The organism is Yinghuangia aomiensis (assembly GCF_039542225.1).
GTDB lineage: Bacteria > Actinomycetota > Actinomycetes > Streptomycetales > Streptomycetaceae > Yinghuangia > Yinghuangia aomiensis.
Genome location: NZ_BAABHS010000009.1, coordinates 151908 through 173469 on the forward strand (window position 1 = coordinate 151908; position 21562 = coordinate 173469).

Annotated in this window: 17 protein-coding genes; 10 read left to right on the plus strand and 7 right to left on the minus strand. The window is 69.8% G+C overall.

Annotation, left to right across the window (positions count from 1 at the left end):
* Positions 1-136: 136 nt before the first annotated feature.
* The 4 genes from ABEA93_RS14490 (at position 137) to ABEA93_RS14505 (ending at position 5779) form a co-directional block, all read left to right on the plus strand.
* Positions 137-1183 carry a DUF2510 domain-containing protein gene (locus ABEA93_RS14490; protein WP_345675909.1) on the plus strand — a complete coding sequence of 349 codons (1047 nt, stop codon included), beginning with the start codon at positions 137-139 and terminating at the stop codon, positions 1181-1183.
* A 173-nt stretch (positions 1184-1356) separates the two neighbouring features.
* Complete coding sequence (locus tag ABEA93_RS14495) at positions 1357-3231, plus strand: glycosyltransferase family 2 protein (RefSeq protein WP_345675910.1); 1875 nt, start codon at positions 1357-1359, stop codon at positions 3229-3231.
* 1 nt (position 3232) lies between these two features.
* Positions 3233-4507 carry a glycoside hydrolase family 26 protein gene (locus tag ABEA93_RS14500; protein ID WP_345675911.1) on the plus strand — a complete coding sequence of 425 codons (1275 nt, stop codon included), beginning with the start codon at positions 3233-3235 and terminating at the stop codon, positions 4505-4507.
* Between the two features lie 3 nt (positions 4508-4510).
* Entirely contained in the window at positions 4511-5779 is a 1269-nt protein-coding gene (locus ABEA93_RS14505) for a GH12 family glycosyl hydrolase domain-containing protein (RefSeq protein ID WP_345675912.1), read from the plus strand.
* Positions 5780-5837: 58 nt separating this feature from the next.
* Here ABEA93_RS14505 and ABEA93_RS14510 read toward each other — a convergent pair whose 3' ends face one another.
* Both ABEA93_RS14510 and ABEA93_RS14515 read right to left on the minus strand, forming a co-directional pair.
* The gene (locus ABEA93_RS14510) at positions 5838-6368 is read right to left on the minus strand and encodes a DUF461 domain-containing protein (protein ID WP_345675913.1); all 531 of its coding nucleotides are present in this window, start codon (positions 6366-6368) and stop codon (positions 5838-5840) included.
* Between the two features lie 93 nt (positions 6369-6461).
* Positions 6462-6761 (minus strand): 4a-hydroxytetrahydrobiopterin dehydratase, encoded by a 300-nt coding sequence (locus ABEA93_RS14515; RefSeq protein WP_345675914.1) that lies wholly within the window; start codon positions 6759-6761, stop codon positions 6462-6464.
* A 149-nt stretch (positions 6762-6910) separates the two neighbouring features.
* Between ABEA93_RS14515 and ABEA93_RS14520 the strand changes: the two genes are divergently transcribed.
* Both ABEA93_RS14520 and ABEA93_RS14525 read left to right on the plus strand, forming a co-directional pair.
* Positions 6911-7378 (plus strand): (deoxy)nucleoside triphosphate pyrophosphohydrolase, encoded by a 468-nt coding sequence (locus ABEA93_RS14520; RefSeq protein ID WP_345675915.1) that lies wholly within the window; start codon positions 6911-6913, stop codon positions 7376-7378.
* A gap of 109 nt (positions 7379-7487) precedes the next feature.
* On the plus strand, positions 7488-9965 hold the full coding sequence (locus tag ABEA93_RS14525; protein ID WP_345675916.1) for a SpoIIE family protein phosphatase: 2478 nt from the start codon (positions 7488-7490) through the stop codon (positions 9963-9965).
* A 27-nt stretch (positions 9966-9992) separates the two neighbouring features.
* Here ABEA93_RS14525 and ABEA93_RS14530 read toward each other — a convergent pair whose 3' ends face one another.
* The 5 genes from ABEA93_RS14530 to ABEA93_RS14550 all read right to left on the minus strand — a co-directional run bounded on the left by ABEA93_RS14530 (position 9993) and on the right by ABEA93_RS14550 (position 15146).
* A complete protein-coding gene (locus ABEA93_RS14530; protein WP_345675917.1) occupies positions 9993-10745 on the minus strand; it encodes a succinate dehydrogenase/fumarate reductase iron-sulfur subunit in 753 nt (250 codons plus the stop codon).
* A complete protein-coding gene (locus ABEA93_RS14535; protein WP_345675918.1) occupies positions 10745-12700 on the minus strand; it encodes a fumarate reductase/succinate dehydrogenase flavoprotein subunit in 1956 nt (651 codons plus the stop codon). The genes ABEA93_RS14530 and ABEA93_RS14535 overlap by 1 nt, the downstream gene beginning before the upstream one ends.
* 46 nt (positions 12701-12746) lie before the next feature.
* A complete protein-coding gene (locus ABEA93_RS14540) occupies positions 12747-13541 on the minus strand; it encodes a hypothetical protein (RefSeq protein WP_345675919.1) in 795 nt (264 codons plus the stop codon).
* 51 nt (positions 13542-13592) lie between these two features.
* A complete protein-coding gene (locus ABEA93_RS14545; RefSeq protein ID WP_345675920.1) occupies positions 13593-13901 on the minus strand; it encodes a hypothetical protein in 309 nt (102 codons plus the stop codon).
* A 351-nt stretch (positions 13902-14252) separates the two neighbouring features.
* Entirely contained in the window at positions 14253-15146 is an 894-nt protein-coding gene (locus ABEA93_RS14550; RefSeq protein ID WP_345675921.1) for a hypothetical protein, read from the minus strand.
* Positions 15147-15366: 220 nt separating this feature from the next.
* Between ABEA93_RS14550 and typA the strand changes: the two genes are divergently transcribed.
* From typA to ABEA93_RS14570, 4 genes are all read left to right on the plus strand, one after another.
* Complete coding sequence (gene typA / locus ABEA93_RS14555) at positions 15367-17232, plus strand: translational GTPase TypA (protein WP_345675922.1); 1866 nt, start codon at positions 15367-15369, stop codon at positions 17230-17232.
* Positions 17233-17775: 543 nt separating this feature from the next.
* Positions 17776-19437: a peptide ABC transporter substrate-binding protein gene (locus tag ABEA93_RS14560; protein ID WP_345675923.1), complete on the plus strand. Its 1662-nt coding sequence runs from the start codon at positions 17776-17778 to the stop codon at positions 19435-19437.
* A 163-nt stretch (positions 19438-19600) separates the two neighbouring features.
* The gene (locus ABEA93_RS14565; protein ID WP_345675924.1) at positions 19601-20530 is read left to right on the plus strand and encodes an ABC transporter permease; all 930 of its coding nucleotides are present in this window, start codon (positions 19601-19603) and stop codon (positions 20528-20530) included.
* Positions 20523-21524 carry an ABC transporter permease gene (locus ABEA93_RS14570; RefSeq protein WP_345675925.1) on the plus strand — a complete coding sequence of 334 codons (1002 nt, stop codon included), beginning with the start codon at positions 20523-20525 and terminating at the stop codon, positions 21522-21524. The genes ABEA93_RS14565 and ABEA93_RS14570 overlap by 8 nt, the downstream gene beginning before the upstream one ends.
* The last annotated feature ends 38 nt before the right edge of the window (positions 21525-21562 follow it).

A 21562-nucleotide genomic window follows, 5' to 3' on the forward strand; every position in this document is an offset into this window, starting at 1 on the left:
AGCGCCGCGGAACCGGCGATTTGCGGGGGATTGTCGCCCGTTTTCCCGGCGATGTGCGAAGGTGCGTTCCGGAACTGATAGTTGCGTTTGTCCCGCCGCCGACCTGGACTTTTCCCGACTGCTAGCATCTCGCGCCATGGCGACGGACAACAGGCCGAGCGGGTGGTATAGCGACCCGTCGGGGCAGCCGGACATGTTGCGCTGGTGGAACGGAACCGCGTGGACCGACGATTTTCGGCCGCAGTCCGACTTCCTCCAGACCACAGGGGAGCCGCAGGATTCGGCGAACAGCCTGCATCCTCCGCAGGGCCCCCAGCCCCCCTTCACGATGCAGGAAAGCGCATCGCAGCCCACGGTCGCCGCGTCGTCCGCGCCGTGGCCCGGCGCGGACCGGCCCATTCCGGCGCCGGTGACGCCCGTCCGCTTCGAAGCGGTCGAGCCCGACAAGACGCGCACGCGTGTCGTCGCCCTGACGGTCGCGGTCGTGCTCGCCGCCGCGGCCGGCATCGGCGGCTACTTCCTCGGCACCTCGGGGAAGTCCGACGACAAGGCCGAGCCGAGTTCCACGAGCACGTCTCCTGTGGGCAGCACAGCCCCAGGTGACGTCAACAGCCCGCAGGGCTTCGCCGGGACGGCGCTCGCCGGCGGCAAGCAGATACCCGGGGGCCAGGTGGTCACCGGCCCGAAGCAGCGTGTGACCTTCTCGGTCCCCGCGGGCTGGACCCCGCAGGTCGACCCGAAGGCGACGAGCGAGGAAGCCCGCTACGTCCTTTCCTCGTACCCGTGCACCGGCCGCACCGGCGGCGTCTGCACCAAGGGCACGGTCGTGCAGAACCTGCGCCTGCTGAGCGGGGGCTGGTCCGACCTCAAGTCGCTGGCGCTCGGCATGGGCCAGGAGCTGATCACCGTCCAGTCGGGCGGCACCAAGCCCCCCGGCGTCACCGGCCCGCTCAAGCAGGCTCCTGTGCAGATCCAGGGGCTCGACGGCTACCTCGCGCTGTGGGATCTGCCCATGGTCGCCGGGCAGACCGCGCCCAGCAGCTACTGCGGCATCCTGACGGTGCGGGTCTCGCCGTCGACGTCGGAGATCGCCGTCCTCGAAATGTGCCTCGACCGTACCGCCGACGCTCCGCCCGTTTCGCTCATGGACGAGATCGCGAACTCGGTACGCGTCACGGCTTGAGCACCACGATGATCGACACGGGGACGACGGGACACGCCGTGAAAACGCGGGACGGACGCGGGCGCCGGAGGGCAGCCGGACGGCGCCCCCCGGCCGGCTCGGGCACTCGGAGGACCAACAGGCGCCGGCGGAAGAACCGCGCCGCGCACCGCGCCTACGTCGCCTGCGCGGACATGTCGGGTCCCCTGCGCCCGGTCCCCGACGGCGACTACCGCGTCGAGTACCGCCGGACGGCCTCGACCGGGGCGAAGACCGTGCTCACCGTGCTGGTGCTGGTGAACGCCGCCGCAGCGGTGGCGTTCATCGGCTGGCTGCTGCTGCCCGAGCACGTCCCGGGCCCGGGCGTGCGCTGGTCGGACGGGGGCCGGCTGGCGGTGGCCCGCGGCGCGTTCTGCGTGGTCGTGCTCGTCGAACTGATCCGGCTGGTGCAGTCCGCCGCCGTCTGGCTCTTCGCGTTCCGCGCCCGCGACCCGATACCCGTCGAACCGCCGAGCGGGCTGCGCGTCGCGGTCCTGACCACCATCGTCCCGGCCAAGGAGCCGATCGCCATCGTCGAGCGGACGCTGCTGGCGATGAAGGAGATCGAGTACGACGGCACGGTCGACGTCTGGATCCTCGACGAAGGCGACGACCCCGCGGTCAAGGCCATGGCCGCCCGGATCGGCGTCCGCCACTTCAGCCGCAAGGGCCGCCCCGAGTACAACCAGGCGGAGGGCGAGTTCCGGGCCAAGACCAAGTCCGGCAACCACAACTCCTGGCGCGCCGAGCACGAGCGCGACTACGACGTGGTGGCACAGATGGACCCCGACCACGTGCCGCTGACGTGCTTCCTGCGCCGCACCCTCGGCTACTTCCGGGACCCCGACACCGCGTTCGTCGTCGCTCCGCAGGTGTACGGGAACATGTACGACAACTGGGTCGCGCACGGCGCGTCCGTCCAGCAGTACCTGTTCAGCGGCCTCGTGGAGCGCGGCGGCAACGGCATGGACGCGCCGTTGCTGATCGGCACGAACCACCTGTACCGGCCCGCCGCGTGGGAGCAGATCGGCGGCTACCAGGACTCGATCATCGAGGACCACCTGACGAGCATGCGGGTCCAGGCCACCGACAACCCGGCCACCGGCCGGCGCTGGAAGGGCGTCTACACCCCGGACGTGCTGGCGGTCGGCGAGGGTCCGACGTCGTGGACCGACTACTTCAACCAGCAGAAGCGCTGGGCCTACGGAATCTGGGAGATCCTGCTGCGGCGCAAGCTGCAGCGGGGGATACGCCTGAAGTTCCGGCAGCGCGTCCTCTACGGGTTCGTGCAGTTCTACTACCCGAGCGTGGCGCTGACCACGGTGCTCGGCGGACTCGCGACCGCGACGTACCTGCTGTTCGGCGTCACCTCGCTGAGCGTCGACAACAGCCACTGGCTCGCCTTGTGGGGGGCCAGTATGGGCAGCTGGTTCGTGCTCTGGCTGTGGCTCCGGCGGTTCAACCTGGCGGCCCACGAACGCCGGGAAATCGGCATGGCGGGAATGGGGCTGGCACTGTTCGCCGGGCCCGTCTACGTCGCCGCCGCGGTGGCCGCCCTGTTCCGCCGGCCGCTGGCTTATGCGGTCACCGCCAAGGGCGAACTGCGCAGCGCCGAGTCGTTCCGCACCTTCCGGCTGCACTTCGTGTGGGCGCTGCTCGCCGCCGGACTGCTGGGCGCGAGTTTCGCCCTGCACCACGACGTGACCGTGCTGCGCGTGTGGGCCGGGGTCAGCCTGGCGACCGGGCTCGGCCCGCCGCTGATCTCCTGGGTCGCCGCCCGCCGCAGCATCGACCTCGACGCGGCCGGCCGCACGGCCGACGCCGCTTCCGACGCCGCTTCCGACGCCGCCGCCGACGCGGGGGCGGGGGCGGGGCAGGTCCCGCACCAGCGCACCGCGCTGCCGGCCGGGTCCGGCCGGCCGGAGCGGCCGCCGGCCGACGACGTCGAGGCGGAGCCGCGGCCCGCGGAGATCCGGCCCGACGAAGCCGCGGCGGGTACGCCCGCGGTGCAGCCGGGAGGAGCGGGCTGACATGCGCCTCACGTTTCCCCGGGTCCTGATCCTGCTGCTGCTCGGCTCGATGGTGGCCTACGCGTTCGTCATCGGCCCCAAGCTCGCCCATGTCGAGGCGACGACGGACGAGCGCCCCGGTGTGGGCCCGGTCCCGACCTACCAGCCGCCCCCGCCGTGGGTCGGCCAGCGCCGCACCATGGAGCCGATCAGCCGGTTCCCCGAGCCGGGCAAGAAGTTCCTCGGCATCATGACCGCCCGCGGCTCCTACGACCTGGAGCCGCTGGACGCCTTCCAGCAGGCCGTGGGACACGACCCGCAGGTGCTGCAGTTCTCCGTGGGCTGGGCCGACTCGACGTTCGACCGGCGGCTCTTCGACCAGGTCGCGAAGCGCGGCATGATGCCGCTGCTGGCCTGGGAGCCCTGGGACTTCACCAAGGAGTCCAGGGACGAGATGCAGCGCGGCAACCAGCCCGAGTACGCGCTCGCCAACATCGTCGCCGGCAAGTTCGACGACTACATCACCACGTGGGCCAACGGCATCAAGAACCTCGGATACCCGGTCGGCATCCGGTTCGCGCACGAGATGAACGGCTACTGGTACCCGTGGGCCGTCCAGGCGAACGGCAACACCGCCGACCAGTACATCCAGGCGTGGCGGCACGTGCACGACATCTTCGAGCGCGCCGGCGCCACCGACGTGACGTGGGTGTGGAGCCCGAACCGCGACTACGAGAACGCCGCACCGCTCAAATCCGTGTACCCCGGCGACGACTACGTGGACTGGATCGGCCTCTCCGGCTACTACGGCACCAAGGGCGCGGAGAAGTACATGTCCTTCGACGAGATCTTCCGCCCCACGCTCCGGCAGCTTCGCGAGTTCACGTCCCGGCCGGTCGTCATCACCGAGACCGGCGCGGTCGACTTCGACCACAAGAAGGCGTCGTGGATCCAGGAGATGTTCCGGCAGCTGCCGGGCGATCCGGACATCATCGGCGTCATCTGGTACGAGGCGCGCAAGGAACGCGAGGCGGACTGGCGGATCGCCAACTCGCCGGATGCCGCGGCGGCCTACCGGCAGGGCATGGAGGATCCGATGTACGACGTCAAGTGGACCTTCAACGCCAAGCCCCTGACCAGCCTCGAACCTGCCTCGGACCCGTCCCCGTCGGGCGGCTCGCCCGGCCCGACGGGGACCACCGCCCCGACCACCGCGCCCCCGACGACCAAGCCCCCCAAGTCCACGACGAAGCCGACGAAGCCCACGGGGACCAAGACCACGACCAAGGCGCGGTGACCCATGGACGAAGTCCGGAAAGGCCTCGTCCGGCTGTGGAGCGCCGCCCGCACGCGCCCCTACGCGGCCGGCGCGGTCTCCGCGGCCCTGCTGGGCGCGGTGCTGGCCGTCTGGGTCCTGATGCCGCCGCGCGTGGCCGGAAAGGTGCGCGCCCCGCAGGCCGTCGCCGCGCCGCCGCCGAAGGCGGTCGCGCAGGTCATGCCCGAACCCGGCGACCTGTGCTCGACGCAGGAGAACCGGCACCCGGCCCGCACCGTCGACAGCGGCCGCTACCTGGTCAACCCGAACGAGTGGAACGCGGTCGGCGGGTTGTGCGTGCAGAGCCGCGGCGGCGCGGACTTCCGCATCACCCAGAGCGGCGTTACCGGGCGGACTGTGGTCGACCCGCAGCGCGGGCCGGGCGCCTACGCGCACATCACGACCCCGCCGACCGGCGGCCCGCTGCCGATCCGCGTCGACAAACTCCAGTACGCGACCAGCAGTTGGCGCACGCGCACAGTCGACTCCGGGACGTACAACGCCTCCTACGACCTCTGGTACAGCTCGGTGCCCGGCCAGTGCTCGTTCACGGACAGCGCCGAGCTGATGATCTGGATCGACAGCCGCAACAAGCACCCGTCGGGCAAGCTGGCGCCCGACCCGCTCCGCGTCGGGGCCCTGTCGTTCTCGGTGTACGAGCCGCCGAAGCCGGTCAGCGGCGGCCACACGCTCATCGTCTACGCACTCACCACACCGGTCGACGAGGTGGTGAACCTCGACCTGCGGGCGTTCACCCGCGACGCCGTGCAGCGCGGCTACGTCCCCGGCGATTCGGCGCTGTGCGCGGTGCAGGCGGGCTTCGAGGTGTGGGACGGAGGCGTGGGACTCGCCACCGAGTCCTTCTCGTTCTCCGCGGCCGCGGGCATCCCCTCCGGCGCCGTGACCTCGGCGCTGCCGGGGCTGTGCCTGGAATGGCCCGACGGAGCCCGTGCCGCGAACGTGGGCACCTGCAACGCCCAGCCGTCGCAGAGCTGGTCGCGCCCGCCGGACGGGACGCTGGTGCACGCCGGCCTGTGCCTGGAGAACGGCCGCGACGGCGCGTTGTCGCTGGTCGAGTGCGACGGGACACCGGAGCAGCGGTGGATCCCGGATGCCGCCGGCCGGATCGTCAACGGCTCCCGGAACGCCTGCCTCGATGCGGGGACCGGCGGCGGTGCGGGCCGGACGGGTGCGGTGCCGCGGGCCCGCACCTGCGACAACAGCCAGGGGCAGGTCTGGTACCCGCCGGTCTAGGCGCGGCCTCGGTCCCTGCCGGGTTTCTGCCGCTCTCCTGCAAGGGCTCCTACCGGTTCTACTGCCCCGCGATTGCGGCGACCGGACCGAAGCCCGCGTAGATGCCGGTCGCGGGCAGCACCGTCACCCACATCGTGACCTCGCCCTCCCGCGCGAAGCGGAAGGTGACGCGGCGGGACTGGCCCGACGTCACCAGGTCGGCCGGGTTCGGCACCACGGCGGTGGCGTTCCCCGGGCCGCCGAGCTGCAGCGACTCGTTCGGGCCGATGCGCATCTCGGGCCGCTGCGGGGTGGGCGTGAACACGGCCGGCTGCGGCAGTTCGTTGACGGTGACCTGCTGGAGCTGGTCCGGCGCTGTCCCGCCGTTGTAGATCGACCCGGTGACGGCGAGCGGCCCGCCGCGGCCCACCGCGGGGCTGACCAGCACGACGTTCTGCACTTTGAGCGAGCCGAGGGTGGTGGCGGGGGTGTCCGGCGCGATCTGCAGGGTTTCCGCGTCGTTGCCGGCGCCGCAGCCGGCGAGCGCGAGGGCGGGGGCGATGACCAGAAGCGCGGCGGCGAGCGCCTTGCGGATTCGGCGGTGCGGCACGGCGGCGTCACTCCGGAGGTCTCGACGGGAAGACACGTGACGTCCCTTTTATCCCGCTTATCCGGAAAATAATCCCGCGGCGCGCCGACCGCGTCACTTCCCGCCGAAGTCCCGCACGATCGCGTCGATGTTGGCGGCCAGCCGGGTGTCGAGTTCGGTCACCCCGCCGGCGTCGTGGGTGGTGAGCAGGAAGTGCAGGTTCCGCCAGCGGATGTCGATGTCCGGGTGGTGGTTCATGTCCTCGGCGGCGATCGCGACGGTGTCGACGATGCGGATCGCGGTCGGGAAGTCGGGCGCTTCCACGGTCCGGCGGATCGCCTTGCGGTCGCCCGTCCAGCCGTCCAGGTCGTTGACGGCGACGGTGAGTGCGATGTCAGTCAGGAGTTCCGGCATGCCGACGACGCTGGTACGCGCGCGCCCGCACGTCAAGACTCCACGCGGGGCACCCGCGCACCCCGATTGCCCCGGGCTGCGGAACCGGGACAGCGCCGGTATCCCGCCAAGACCCCCCAACGGCCCCGGAAGCCGTAAAGTGGTCCGGCATGACCGACCGCCCGCGCACCGGAGGCCCGGAGGCCGCCGGAGACCCCGCCCGTGAAGACGGCCTGATCGTGGTCGTCGGCGCGGCGATCCTGCACGGCGGCAAGGTCCTTGCGGCCCGCCGCAGCGCACCCGCGCACCTGGCCGGCGGCTGGGAGTTCCCGGGCGGCAAGCTCGAACCCGGCGAGACCGAGGACGTCACCGTGGTCCGCGAATGCCGCGAGGAGCTGGGCGTCGAGGTCCGCGCGGTGCGCCGGCTCTCCGGCAGCTGGCCGCTCAACCCGGGCTATGTCCTGCACCTGTGGCACGCCGAGCTGCTCCGCGGCCAACCGGAGCCGGAGCCGCTGGAAGACCACTCCGAACTGCGCTGGCTGGGCCCCGGCGAACTGGACGACGTGGCGTGGCTGCCGCAGGACCGCGATGCGGTCCCGGTGGTGGCGCGCCTCATGGCCGCGCACCGCGGCGGCTGACCGGCCGGGTGTACTCCGGCCAGGCTCGCAAAAGGCGTGAAAAAGCCGCGAATCGGGGAAGCGGCTTCTCGACACCAACGAAACCGGCGACGTGAGGGATCCGCGGTCCATGGATCAGGGGCAGAGCGGCGAGGGGCCTCCCGGGGGCACCACCCCCAACTCGGTGGCGCCCGGAACCCTGTACGACCTCGTGCCCAGCGCCACGTGGGTGCTGAACGCCGACGGCTTGATCACCATGTGGAGCCGCTCCGCCGAGGAGCTGTTCGGGTACACCCGCGAGGAAGTCCTCGGCACGTGGGCGGGCGACCTGCTCGACCCGCCGCTGACCCCGGAACGCGGCGACACGATCACCCGGCAGATGATGGACGCCGAGCTGATCGGCAGTACATACCGGATGCGCAAGGCGGACGGCAGCGTCCACGACTTCGAGTCCCGGTCGGCGTTCGTGACCGACGCCGAGGGCAACAGCTCGGTGCTCATCACCTCCGTCGAGGCGGACGCGCTGCACCGGGTCGAGTCGGACCTGGCGATCCGGCAGGCGCTGTTCGACCAGTCGCCGATCGGCGTGGGGATCTTCGACACCGACCTGAAGTACGTCGCGGCGAACGAGGCCCTCGCGGCGATGGACGGCGTCCCGGTCTCCGACCACATCGGCAAGACGATCGCCGACGTGATGCCGGGCATCGACACCGCGCGCGTACGCACGATCCAGCAGCGCGTGCTGGACACCGGCGAACCCGTCGTGGACTCGCGCATCTTCGGCCCGATCCCGGCCGACGGCGGCCCCCGGACGGTCTGGTCGATGTCCTACAACCGCCTTCAGGCACAGGGCGGGAAGACCCTCGGGGTGAGCTGCTCGCTCATCGACGTGACCGAGCGGCACTATGCGATGGTCAAGGTCGACGCGGCCCGCAAACGGCTCGCGCTGCTCAACGAGGCCGGCACCCGGATCGGCGCGACGCTGGACATCCCGCGCATCGCCGAGGAGCTCGCCGCCTCCGTGGTGCCGGGATTCGCCGACCTGGCCGCCGTCGACCTGCTCGAAGCCGTGATGATCGGCGAGGAGCTGCCGTCCGGCGTGCACGGCGACCAGACCGTCATGTACCGGGCGGCCTCGCGCGGCGCCCGGCCGGGCCGGTACACTGACGAACTCCTCGAACAGGGCTCGCGGCTGGTGTACTCCGCCGACTCGACGTTCGGGCGGTGCCTGCGCAGCGGCGGCTCGTACCTGGTGCAGAACATCCAGGACGACATGTACGAGGAGCTGATCCGGGACACCGGCCGCGCCGAATCCGCCCGCGTGCTCGGCGTCCACACCCTCATGGTGGTGCCGCTGAGCGCCCGCGGCATCGTGCTCGGCACGCTGCTGCTGGGCCGCGGCGAGGGCCGCCCCGCGTTCGACCCGGACGACCTGACGCTCGCCACCGAACTCGGCGCCCGTGCCGCGGTGTCGGTGGACAACGCGCGGCTCTACCACCGCCAGCGGGACACCGCGGTGATGCTCCAGCGCAGCCTGCTGCCGCAGGAGCTGCCGGAGATCCCGGGCGTCGCGGTCGCCTACCGCTACCTGCCGGGCAGCCTGGTCACCGAAGTCGGCGGCGACTGGTTCGACGTGCTGCCGCTGTCCGGCGGACGCATCGGGCTGGTGGTCGGAGACGTCATGGGCCACGGCGTGCACGCCGCTGCGGTGATGGGGCAGTTGCGCACCGCCGTGCGCACGCTCGCGGGCCTCGACCTGCCGCCCGCCGAGGTGATGGGACATCTCGACGACATCGTCGCGAGCCTCGGCGAACTCCACTACGCCACCTGCGTATACGTGGTCTACGACCCGGTCGCCCGGACCTGCGAGTTCGCCTCCGCCGGGCATCTTCCGCCGGTGCTGGTGTCACCCGGGGGGCTGCCGATCGTCGTGGATCCGCCGTCGGGCGCGGTGCTGGGCGTGGGCGGGGTGCCGTTCGAGCAGAAGGAGCTGTCCGTCGAGCCGGGCAGCCTGCTCGTGCTCTACACCGACGGCTTGGTGGAGACCCGGGAACGCGACCTGGACACCGGCATCGGGCTGCTGTGCGACGCGATCGCGCAGCACCACGGGCCGCTGGAGGAGGCGTCCGACGCGGTCATTTCCTCGCTGCACAAGGAACTCGGTTTCGACGACGTCGCGTTGCTGATGGCCCGGCTGGACGCGCTGCCGTCGAACGCGGTGGCGTCGTGGTGGCTGCCCGCCGAGCCGCCGGTCGTCGCGCGCGCCCGCGAACTGACCCGCAAGACCCTGCACGACTGGGATCTCGAATCGCTCGTCGACATCGCCGAGCTGCTGGTGAGCGAGCTGGTCACCAACGCGCTGCGGTACGGCGCCGGTCCGATCCGGCTCCGGCTGCTGCGCGGGCGGAACCTGCTGTGCGAGGTGGCGGACGCCGTGCCGAGCCTGCCCCGGCTGCGCGAGGCGCGGGACACCGACGAGGGCGGCCGCGGGATGCAACTGGTCACGACGCTGGCGGACCGCTGGGGCAGCCGCCGGGCCGGGCACGGCAAGATCGTGTGGTTCGAACTGCCTTTGCCCGACCCGGCGGACGACGATCCGGCCGGGTGACCGCGGGCCCCGCGTGGGGGAGTGCGGTCAGCTGGAGCGGCGGCGGATCTTGTTGCCGAGCCACACCAGCGGGTCGTACTTGCGGTCGGCGACGCGCTCCTTCATCGGGATCAGCGCGTTGTCGGTGATCTTGATGTGCTCGGGGCACACCTCGGTGCAGCACTTGGTGATGTTGCAGTAGCCCAGGCCGTGTTCCTCCTGGGCGGCCTTCTGCCGGTCGGCCACGTCGAGCGGGTGCATGTCCAGCTCGGCGATCCGCATGAGGAACCGGGGCCCGGAGAACGCCGGCTTGTTGTCCTCGAAGTCGCGGATCACGTGGCAGGTGTTCTGGCACAGGAAGCACTCGATGCACTTGCGAAATTCCTGCGAGCGCTCGACGTCCACCTGCTGCATGCGGTACTCGCCGGGTTCCAGCCCCTCCGGCGGGGTGAACGACGGGACTTCGCGGGCCTTGGCGTAGTTGAACGACACGTCGGTCACCAGGTCGCGGGTCACCGGGAACGTCCGCATGGGCGTGACGGTGATGGTCTCTTCCTCGGTGAACGTGCTCATGCGCGTCATGCACAGCAGCCGCGGTCGCCCGTTGATCTCCGCGCTGCACGAACCGCACTTGCCGGCTTTGCAGTTCCAGCGCACCGCGAGATCGGGCGCCTGGGTGGCCTGGAGGCGGTGGATGATGTCGAGGACGACCTCGCCCTCGTTCACCTCCACCGTGTAGTCGCGGAGCTCGCCGCCGTCCGCGTCGCCGCGCCAGACGCGGAAGTTCGCTTTGTACGACATCAGTTGCCTTCCTCTTCCGCGTCCGCTCGCGTGGTCTCGGCCTGCGCGTCGGCGGGCAGTTCGGCGTCGGTCAGGTACTTCATCAGCTCGTCGCGCTCGAACAGCGCGAGCAGGTCGGCACGCATCGGCTCGGGCGAGCGCCGCACCAGGTCGACGTGCCCGCCGTCCGCGGCGAGGGTGCAGGTCAGCAGGACCTGGCGCCACTCCGCGGACATGCCGGGGTGGTCCTCGCGAGTGTGCCCGCCGCGGCTCTCCTGCCGCTCCAGCGCCGCTTTCGCGATGCACTCGGAGACCAGCAGCATGTTCCGCAGGTCGATCGCCAGGTGCCAGCCGGGGTTGAACTGCCGGTGGCCTTCGACACCCGCCTTGGCGGCGCGCTCCTTCAGCTCCTCCAGGCGGGTGAGCGCCTCGGCCATCTCGCCTTCGCGGCGGATGATGCCGACGAGGTCGTTCATCGTCTGCTGGAGTTCCTGGTGGACCGAATACGGGTTCTCCGCGCCTTCGTTGCCGAACGGCGCGAGTGCCTCCGCGGCGGCCTCGTCGAGCTGCTCTTCGGCGACGTCGCGGCGCTCCTCGCCCAACTCGTCGACGTACTTGGCCGCGTACAGCCCGGCACGACGGCCGAACACCAGCAGGTCGGACAGCGAGTTTCCGCCGAGCCGGTTGCTGCCGTGCATGCCGCCGGCCACCTCGCCGGCCGCGAACAGGCCCAGCACGCCGGGTGTTGCGGCGGTGTCCGGGTCGACCTCGATGCCGCCCATCACGTAGTGGCAGGTCGGGCCGACCTCCATCGGCTCGGCGGTGATGTCGACGTCCGCGAGTTCCTTGAACTGGTGGTGCATGGAAGGGAGTTTGCGCCGGATGACGTCCGCGGGCAGGCGGGTCGACACGTCCAGGTACACACCGCCGTGCGGAGTGCCGCGGCCCGCCTTGACCTCGGAGTTGATGGCGCGGGCCACCTCGTCGCGGGGCAGCAGCTCCGGCGGGCGCCGGTTGTTGTCCGGGTCGGTGTACCAGCGGTCGCCTTCCTCCTCGGACTTCGCGTACTTCTCCTTGAACACGTCCGGGATGTAGTCGAACATGAAGCGCTTGCCCTCGGAGTTGCGCAGCACCCCGCCGTCGCCGCGCACCGATTCGGTGACCAGGATGCCCTTCACACTCGGCGGCCAGACCATGCCCGTCGGGTGGAACTGCACGAACTCCATGTTGACCAGCGAGGCGCCGGCCAGCAGCGCGAGCGCCTGGCCGTCGCCGGTGTACTCCCACGAGTTCGAGGTGACCTTGAACGACTTCCCGATGCCGCCGGTCGCCAGCACGATCGCGGGCGCCTCGAAGACCACGAACCGGCCCGACTCGCGCCAGTAGCCGAACGCGCCGGTGATCCGGTTGCCGGTCTCGCTGCCCGCGTCCGGCACGGTCAGCAGGCGCGTGACGGTGGCCTCCTGGAAGACCTTCAGGCGGGCCTCGTAGTCGCCGTGCTCCTTGAAGTCCTCCTGCTGGAGGGCGACGATCTTCTGCTGGAGCGTGCGGATCAGCTCCAGGCCGGTGCGGTCGCCGACGTGCGCGAGGCGCGGGTACTCGTGGCCGCCGAAGTTGCGCTGGCTGATCCGGCCGTCCTGGGTGCGGTCGAAGAGCGCGCCCCACGACTCCAGCTCCCAGACCCGGTCCGGGGCTTCCTTGGCATGCAATTCGGCCATGCGCCACAGGTTGAGGAACTTGCCGCCGCGCATCGTGTCGCGGAAGTGCACCTGCCAGTTGTCGTTGCTGTTGACGTTGCCCATCGAGGCCGCGATGCCGCCCTCGGCCATGACCGTGTGGGCTTTGCCGAACAGGGACTTGCAGATGACCGCCGTACGCTTGCCCTGCATCCGCGCCTCGATCGCCGCCCGGAGTCCGGCGCCGCCGGCCCCGATCACGACGACGTCGTAGCTGTGCCGTTCCACTTCTTTGGACATGAAAGCTCGGTGCCTTTCCCGGTACGTGGATGACTCACATGCGGACTCAGAAGAAGCGCGGGTCGTCGAACGCGCCGGACGCGACCAGGTACACGTACAGGTCCGCGATCGCGACGCTGAACAGCGACGCCCACGCCAGCTGCATGTGGCGCACGTTCAGGCGGCTGACGAGCTGCCAGTAGCGGTACCGCACAGGGTGCTTGGAGAAGTGCTTGAGCCGCCCGCCGACGATGTGCCGGCACGAGTGGCAGGAGAGCGTGTACGCCCAGATCAGGGTGACGTTGGCGAGCAGCACCAGGGTGCCGAGGCCCATGTGCCCCCACGCGCCGTGCTCGTCGCGGAAGGCGATGATCACGTCCCAGGTGAGGATGCCGCCGACGAGGATCGCGAAGTACAGGAAGTAGCGGTGGATGTTCTGGACGATCAGCGGGAACTTCGTCTCGCCGCTGTACTTCGAACGCGGCTCGGGCACCGCGCACGCGGACGGCGACGCCCAGAAGCCGCGGTAGTAGGCCTTGCGGTAGTAGTAGCAGGTGAGGCGGAAGCCGAGCGGGAAGATCAGCACGATCAGCGCCGGGGACAGTCGCCACCAGTCCCCGAAGACCGGGACGTTGGCGCTCATCGGCATGCTGTCGCAGTTTTCCGCCAGGCATGGCGAATAGAACGGCGAGACGTACGGTTCGGCGAAGTAGTCGGCGTTCGCGAAGGCCCGCCAGGTCGAGTAGATGATGAACGCGACCAGGATCGTCACGGTGACGGCCGGGGCCAGCCACCAGCGGTCCGTACGGAGGTGCCGTTCCTTGATCTGCGCCCTTCCGGGCGCGGCGGTGCCGGTGGCCATGCGTGGGTGCCCTTCTCGGCTGACGGTCGTCCTCTGTGGGTGCGTGCCCCGCTACGTCCGCTGGGGCCGCATGCCGCCGATGCCCTCGTCGTCCGCGTCGGCGAACAGGGCGGGGTCGTACGGCACTTCGGGAAGCGGTTCGAGTGGTGAGGGAGCGTCTTCGCGCGGCTCGGACGGGCCCGCGGGCGGCGCGTGTTCGCACAGCAGGTCGAGGGAATCCTTCAGCCGGTCGACGTCACCGCATACGCGGCGCACGTCCAGCGTGTTCCCCATCCGGTTCTTCACCGACCTGAGGACCCGGTCGAGTTCGTCCAGCTTGCGCCGGGCCCGGGTCAGGTCGTAGTCCACGATCGCCGTCATGTCGCGCGCTCACCCCCTGGTCGCCGGTCCCGCGCCGTCGGGGGACCGGTTGGTCGGTGTTGCGGACGTGCATTTTCGTACGCGGGCATGCCGGATCACGCCGGCGGCCGCTCGCGGTGCGAACCCCGGAAGTGTGGCGCGATCCATGATTGGTTGGAAAGTACTCTGTGGATCTTTTTCGCGGCCGCGCGCGGATTTCCGGCGGGGGCGGGGATCGCTGCGGAATGCGACCGGCGCGGATCGAATGACGGCGCCGGTTTATTCGATCATGAATTCCCGATCAAGGAATTCAAGATCGTCCGGTCGGCCGACCGCACGGTTTGGTTGCCCGGCGGTCGGCCGACGACCTCGCTATTCCTCCCGCATCGTCGCCGCGGGGCTTGTCTCGATTCGCGCCCTGGTCGCCGTGACGCGCGGGCGGCCCGGGAGGGCGCGGTCGGCTTCGGCCAGGGCTTCGCGGGCCGCGTCGATGTCGCCCGCCGCGCACGCGGCCAAGGCGTAGGTGCACAGCGCGTCGGCGTAGCCCGCGCGGGTGCCGCGCTTTTCCGCGCGGACTTCGCGGCGGGCGGCGCGGACCGCCTTTTCCGGCTTGCCGTGCAGGACCAGCAGGAGCGGGTGGCCTTCCTCCTCCTCGGCGAACTTCAGGAGCGCGCCGGAGGGGTGCAGCATGTAGTCGGTCTGCCGGAGCGCGTCCTCCGCGGCGGCCAGGTTTCCGGCCAGCGGGACGGCGCCCATGACCAGTGCCTGGACGGCGACCTCGCCGAAGAGCGTGCGCGCCGTCTCCCACTCGTGGTCCGCCGGGTGCAGCCGCTCCAGGAATCCGCGGGCCAGCTCCACCGCCAGCGCGTCGTCGGCGCGCGCCTCGGCGGCCAGCACCTGGCCGTACGCGCGGTACGGCTGCGCCGACGGCCCGTCCGGCATCAGGTCGGCGAGCTGCGACACCGTCGCCACGTCCCCGGCCGCGTAGGCCTCGCGCAGCCGCTCGTGCAGCAGCCGGGCCCGCGTGGTGGTCTCGTGCTCGCCGGGCAGCGCGCCCGCCAACCCCGGCTCCGGCGCTTCGGCGCCCGGCCCGAACGGATTCCCGCCCGCCCCCGGCGCGTCCGCCCCGGACCCGCCGAACGGCCCGCCGCCGAAACCGCCGCCGCCCGCGTCCGGCGCGCCGCCCGGCGTCCCGAACGCGGCGTCGGAGTCGTCCCGCCGCCGTGCCCACCGCCGCCGCATCCGCTCGCTGAAGGAATCGCTCACAGAGACGATTCTGCCGGGTCGCCCCGGTTTCCCGTGCGGCGGCGGCGTCCCCGCGCGGTCTCGGAGCCCGCCGCCGACCCAGGCCCGACCCCCGCGCCCCGTACCATGGGGAGTGCCGCGGCGGACCGGCCCGGCTGGCATCCCGGCATATCCGGCGGAACCGGACGACACGTGCCTCGCGGATGCGACGTCCCGAGCCCAACGGAAGCCAAAGACCCGCATGCCCACGCGCAACGACATCCGCAACGTCGCCATCGTCGCCCACGTCGACCACGGGAAGACCACCCTCGTCGACGCCATGCTCAAGCAGGCCGGCGCCTTCGGCGCGCACCAGCACGTCGACGACCGGGTCATGGACTCGAACGACCTGGAGCGCGAGAAGGGCATCACGATCCTCGCCAAGAACACCGCGGTGAAGTACCACCCCGCGGACGGCGGCGACCCGATCACCATCAACATCATCGACACCCCCGGCCACGCCGACTTCGGCGGCGAGGTGGAGCGCGGCCTGTCGATGGTGGACGGCGTCGTGCTGCTGGTCGACGCGTCCGAGGGCCCGCTGCCGCAGACGCGCTTCGTGCTGCGCAAGGCGCTGTCCGCGAAGATGCCGGTCATCCTGTGCATCAACAAGGTCGACCGGCCCGACGCCCGGATCGCCGAGGTCGTCGACGAGACGTACGAGCTGTTCATGGACCTCGACGCCACCGAGGAGCAGATCGAGTTCCCGATCGTCTACGCGTGCGCCCGCGACGGCATGGCGTCGCTGAACCGCCCGGACAACGGCGGCACGCCGGACAACAAGGACCTGCAGCCGTTCTTCCAGACCATCCTGGACACCATCGCGGCGCCGACGTACGACGAGGGCGCGCCGCTCCAGGCGCACGTCACCAACCTCGACGCGTCGAACTTCCTCGGCCGTATCGCCCTGTGCCGCGTGCACAACGGCACCATCAAGAAGGGCCAGCAGGCCGCCTGGTGCCGCCACGACGGCACGATCGAGCGGGTCCGCATCACCGAGCTGCTGATGACGGACGCGCTGGAGCGCAAGCCGGCCGAGGAGGCCGGCCCCGGCGACATCATCGCGATCGCCGGCATCCCGGAGATCATGATCGGCGACACCATCGCCGACCCGGAGGACCCGCGTCCGCTGCCGCTCATCACCGTCGACGAGCCGGCCATCTCGATGACCATCGGCACCAACACCTCGCCGCTGGTCGGCAAGGGGGGCAAGGGCCACAAGGTCACCGCGCGCCTGGTGAAGGACCGCCTCGACAAGGAACTGGTCGGCAACGTGTCGATGCGGGTCCTGCCGACCGAGCGCCCCGACGCGTGGGAGGTCCAGGGCCGCGGCGAGCTGGCGCTGGCGATCCTCGTCGAGCAGATGCGCCGTGAGGGCTTCGAGCTGACCGTCGGCAAGCCGCAGGTGGTCACCAAGGAGATCAACGGCAAGGTGCACGAGCCGTTCGAGCGCCTGACCATCGACTCGCCCGAGGAGTACCTGGGCGCGATCACCCAGCTCCTGGCGAGCCGCAAGGGCCGCATGGAGACCATGACGAACCACGGCACCGGCTGGATCCGCATGGAGTTCGTGGTCCCGGCTCGCGGCCTCATCGGCTTCCGCACCGAGTTCCTGACCGAGACCCGCGGCACCGGCATCGCGCACAGCATCCACGAGGGCTACGAGCCGTGGGTCGGCGAGCTGCGCACCCGCAACAACGGCTCGCTGGTGGCGGACCGGTCCGGCGTGGTGACCGCGTTCGCGATGACCAACCTCCAGGAGCGCGGCACGCTGTTCATCGAGCCGACCGTCGAGGTGTACGAAGGCATGATCGTCGGCGAGAACTCGCGCTCCGACGACATGGACGTGAACATCACCAAGGAGAAGAAGCTCACGAACATGCGCTCGTCCACCGCGGACGAGACCGAGAAGCTCATCCCGCCGCGCAAGCTGTCGCTCGAGCAGGCCCTGGAGTTCTGCCGCGAGGACGAGTGCGTCGAGGTCACCCCGGAGACGGTGCGCATCCGCAAGGTGGTGCTGAACCAGCAGGAGCGGGCCCGCGCGGCGTCGCGCGCCAAGCGCTCCTGACGCTCCCGGCCGGGTCGCCGCGAGGCGATCAATAACAGTCGGGAATGAGCAAAAGAGAGCATAGAAAGATCAAAAAAAGGCGCGGCCGTCGGCCGCGCCTTTTTCTTGATCGCATTTCGTTTCTGCAAACCGTTCGGCTGTTATATTCGGAATTCAGGACCAGGGAAGATCGTTCAATCGATCGATCCGCGGATGTATCGACTCATTCGGCGGCCCATAGTCCGGACCGTGGGTCATCGGGTTTTTCCGGATTGATCGCCGTCAAGTGCGCTCATCGAACAGCGGGAACCGTTGAGCGGTGATCGGGATCTCCGCGGCCGTCACGCGATTCGTCCCGATGCGGCGGCTTTTCGCAGGAATTTCGGTGGCAGGCTTAACTGAAATGCAATCGTCCAAGCCTGGCTGTAGGTCGATATGCCGTCGGATAGTTGCGCTTGCGTCCGAGAGGTATTTCGCGCTCGTCCCCCTGCACGGCCTCGGACGCCGACAAGATCGCAATGCCCTCCCCCCTTCCTGTCCGAAGAGTCTTCGAGGAGGCAGACCGTGCGTGGATCTACGCGCGTGAAGGTCGGCGCGGCGCTGACGGTGGTCGCGTTGGCCGCGACCGCGTGCAGCAGCGGCAGCGACAGCAAGAACGCAGGCGGCAGTTCGCCGAGTGCGGGCGGCAGCGCTCCGGCCGGCAACCCGAACGGTGTCTACAGCTATCAGAGCGGCGAGCCGCAGAACCCGCTCCAGCCGGCGAACGCGAACGAGAACCAGGGCGGCCGCATCCTCCAGGTGCTGTTCCGCGGTCTGTACACCTTCGATCCGAAGGACGGCCACCCGGTACCCGCGATGGCGGACAAGGTGGACAGCACGGACGCGCAGAACTACACCATCAAGATCAAGCCCGGCTGGACGTTCCACAACGGCGAGCCCGTCACCGCGAAGTCCTTCGTGGACGCGTGGAACTGGGGCGCCAACGCCAAGAACAAGCAGCTGAGCGCCGACCCGTGGTTCGCCGACATCGAGGGCTTCAAGGACGTCCACCCCGAAGAGGGCGACCCCAAGGCCGACACGATGAGCGGCCTCAAGGTGGTCGACGACACCACGTTCACGGTCAAGCTGGCCCAGCCGGTGTCGAGCTTCAAGTTCAAGCTCGGCTACGTCGCCTACTCGCCGCTGCCGCAGGCCTTCTACGCCGACCCCGCGAAGTTCGGCGAGAACCCGGTCGGCAACGGCCCGTACCAGATGGACGGCGCCTGGGAGCACAAGGTCCACCTCAAGGTGAAGACCTTCGCGAACTACAAGGGCGACGACAAGCCGAAGAACGGCGGCATCGACTTCAAGTTCTACACGTCGGCCGAAGCGGCGTACACCGACCTGCTGTCGGACAACCTCGACGTGATGGACCAGGTGCCGACCACCCAGCTCGGCAAGTACAAGCAGGACCTCGGCGACCGCGCCGTGGACCAGCCGCAGGCGTCGATCCAGCTCGTCGGGATCGCGCTGTACGACCCGGCGTGGAACAAGCCGGGCATGGAGAAGGTCCGCCAGGGCATCTCGATGGCGATCGACCGCGACACGATCACCAAGACCGTGTTCAAGGGCGCGCGCACGCCGGCCGACTCGTGGGTCTCGCCGGGCATCAACGGCTACCTGCCGGGCACCTGCGGCGACTTCTGCAAGTACGACGCGGCCAAGGCCAAGCAGTTCGTCCAAGAGGGCGGCGGCATCCCGGGCAACAAGCTGACGCTGATCTACAACGGTGACGCCAACCACAAGGAATGGGTCGACGCCACCTGCAACAGCATCCGCCAGACGCTGAACGTCGAGTGCGTGGGCGACCCGAAGCCGACCTTCAAGGACTCCCGCAACATCATCCAGGGCAAGAAGGTCACCGGCGGCCTGTTCCGCACCGGCTGGCAGGCGGACTACCCGCTCAACGGCAACTTCCTCGCGGACATCTACCGCACGGGTGCCGCGTCGAACGACTCCGGTTACAGCAACCCGAACTTCGACGCGCTCACCAAGCAGGCGGACGCCAACCCGGACATCAACGCCGCGGTCAAGCAGTACCAGGAAGCGGAGAAGCTCCTGGCGGCCGACATGCCGCAGATCCCGCTGTGGAACTACCAGTCGACCACCGGCTACTCCAAGAAGGTCACCAACGTGACCTACGTGTGGAACGGCGACCCGGACTTCACCCAGGTGGTCGTCAAGTAACCGCAGTCGGTTCGGAACGACCCGTCCCGAGACGGCGTGTCCGGGCGGGAGCGGCCTCCGCCGCCCCGCCCGGGCCCCGAACGAGCGCGGCCCGGCGGCACGGTCCAGCCCACGAGGCGGCCGGGCCGCTTTGTGGGCTGCACCGACCGACTGGAGGTGACCGATGGGGCGCTATGTCGCGCGGCGGCTGCTCCAGATGATCCCGGTATTCCTCGGCACGACCATGTTCATCTACTACATGGTCTACAAACTGCCCGGGGACCCTATTTCCGCACTGTACGGCGACAAGGCCGCCGACAAGGTCTTCGTCCACGCGAAGCGCCAGGAACTCGGCCTCGACGACCCGTTCCTCGTGCAGTACTGGCACTACCTCAAAGCGATCGTCCTGCACTGGGACTTCGGCGTGACGTTCTCGGGCCGGCCCGTGTGGGAGGAGATGAAGCAGGCTTTCCCGGTCAGCCTGCGGCTGGCCACGGTCGCGGTCGCCTTCGAGATCGTCGTCGGGATATCGCTCGGCCTGCTGAGCGGGCTGCGCCGCGGCAAATTCGCCGACCGCATCGTCCTCATCATCACGCTGCTCATCATCTCGATCCCGATCTTCGTGCTCGGGCAGATCGTGCAGTGGACCGTGGCGATCCAATGGGATCTGACCAAACCCACCGTCGACGACGAAGCGAGCTGGGGCAGCCTCCTCATGCCCGGCTTCGTGCTCGGTGCGATCGCCGTCGCGTTCCTCGCCCGGGTCACGCGGACGAGCATCGTGGAGAACATGCGCGCGGACTACATGCGCACCGCCACCGCGAAGGGCCTGCCGCGGCACCGCGTGGTGACCGTGCACCTGCTGCGCAACTCGCTCATCCCCATCGTCACGCTGGTCGGCACCGACCTGGGGACCCTGATGGGCGGCGCGATCGTCACGGAAGGCATCTTCAACGTGCACGGCGTCGGGTATGCCGTGTTCCGGGCGGTCCAGCTGAACGAAGGGCCCACGGTCGTCGGGTTCGTGACCGTCCTCGTCCTGATCTTCCTGGCCTGCAGCCTGATCGTCGACCTGCTGTACGCGGTCCTTGACCCGAGGATCCGATATGTCTGAGACCACGACTCCCGACACCAACCCGGAGCCCACCAAGCCCACGCTGCCCGAGCAGCGGGCGGGCGACCTGGCCGCCGCCGAGGGAGAGACCCTCCGGAAAGCCGCGGTGCTCGCCGCCGAGAAGGTCGAAGCACCGCACAGCCTCGCGTCGGACGCGTGGCACGAACTGCGGCGCAATCCCTTCTTCGTGGTCTCCGGCGTGCTGATCCTCCTGCTGCTGACGATCGCGGCCTTCCCGAGCTGGTTCACCGGCAAGAGCCCGCGCGACGCCGAACTCCGCGAGCACTACATCGATCCGCCGCAGTGGTCGCACTTCTTCCAGGCCGACTGGTTCGGCTACGACGGCCAGGGCCACAGCATCTACGCGCGGATGATCTACGGCGCCCGCGCATCGATCATCGTCGGCGTCGCCACCACCGTCATGGTGGCCATCCTCGGCATCGTCATCGGCATGCTCGCCGGCTACTACGGCGGCTGGGTGGACTCCGTCCTGTCCCGCGTCGTCGACGTGTTCTTCTCGATCCCGCTGCTGCTCGGCGCGCTGGTGATCCTCATGGTCACCAAGGACCGCAACGAATGGACGGTGGTCCTCGCCCTGGGCATCCTGGGCTGGACCCAGATAGCCCGCATCATGCGCGGGTCGGTGATGACCGTGAAGAACTCCGACTTCGTGGTCGCCGCCCGGGCGCTCGGCGCCCGCACCCCGCGCATCCTGATGCGGCACATCCTGCCCAACGCGATCGCGCCGGTCATCGTCGTCTCGACGATCTCGCTCGGCGTGTTCATCGCCTCCGAGGCGACGCTGTCGTTCCTCGGCATCGGGCTGCGCGAACCCACCGTGTCGTGGGGCCTGGACATCGCGTCCGCCCACGAAGTGCTGCGCGACGCACCGCACGTGGTGTTCTTCCCGTCCGCGTTCCTCAGCGTCACGGTGCTGAGTTTCATCATGCTCGGCGACGCGGTCCGCGACGCCCTCGACCCGAAGCTGCGTTAGGGGGCGGCGGTGACCATCGACATCACGGATCCGGTACT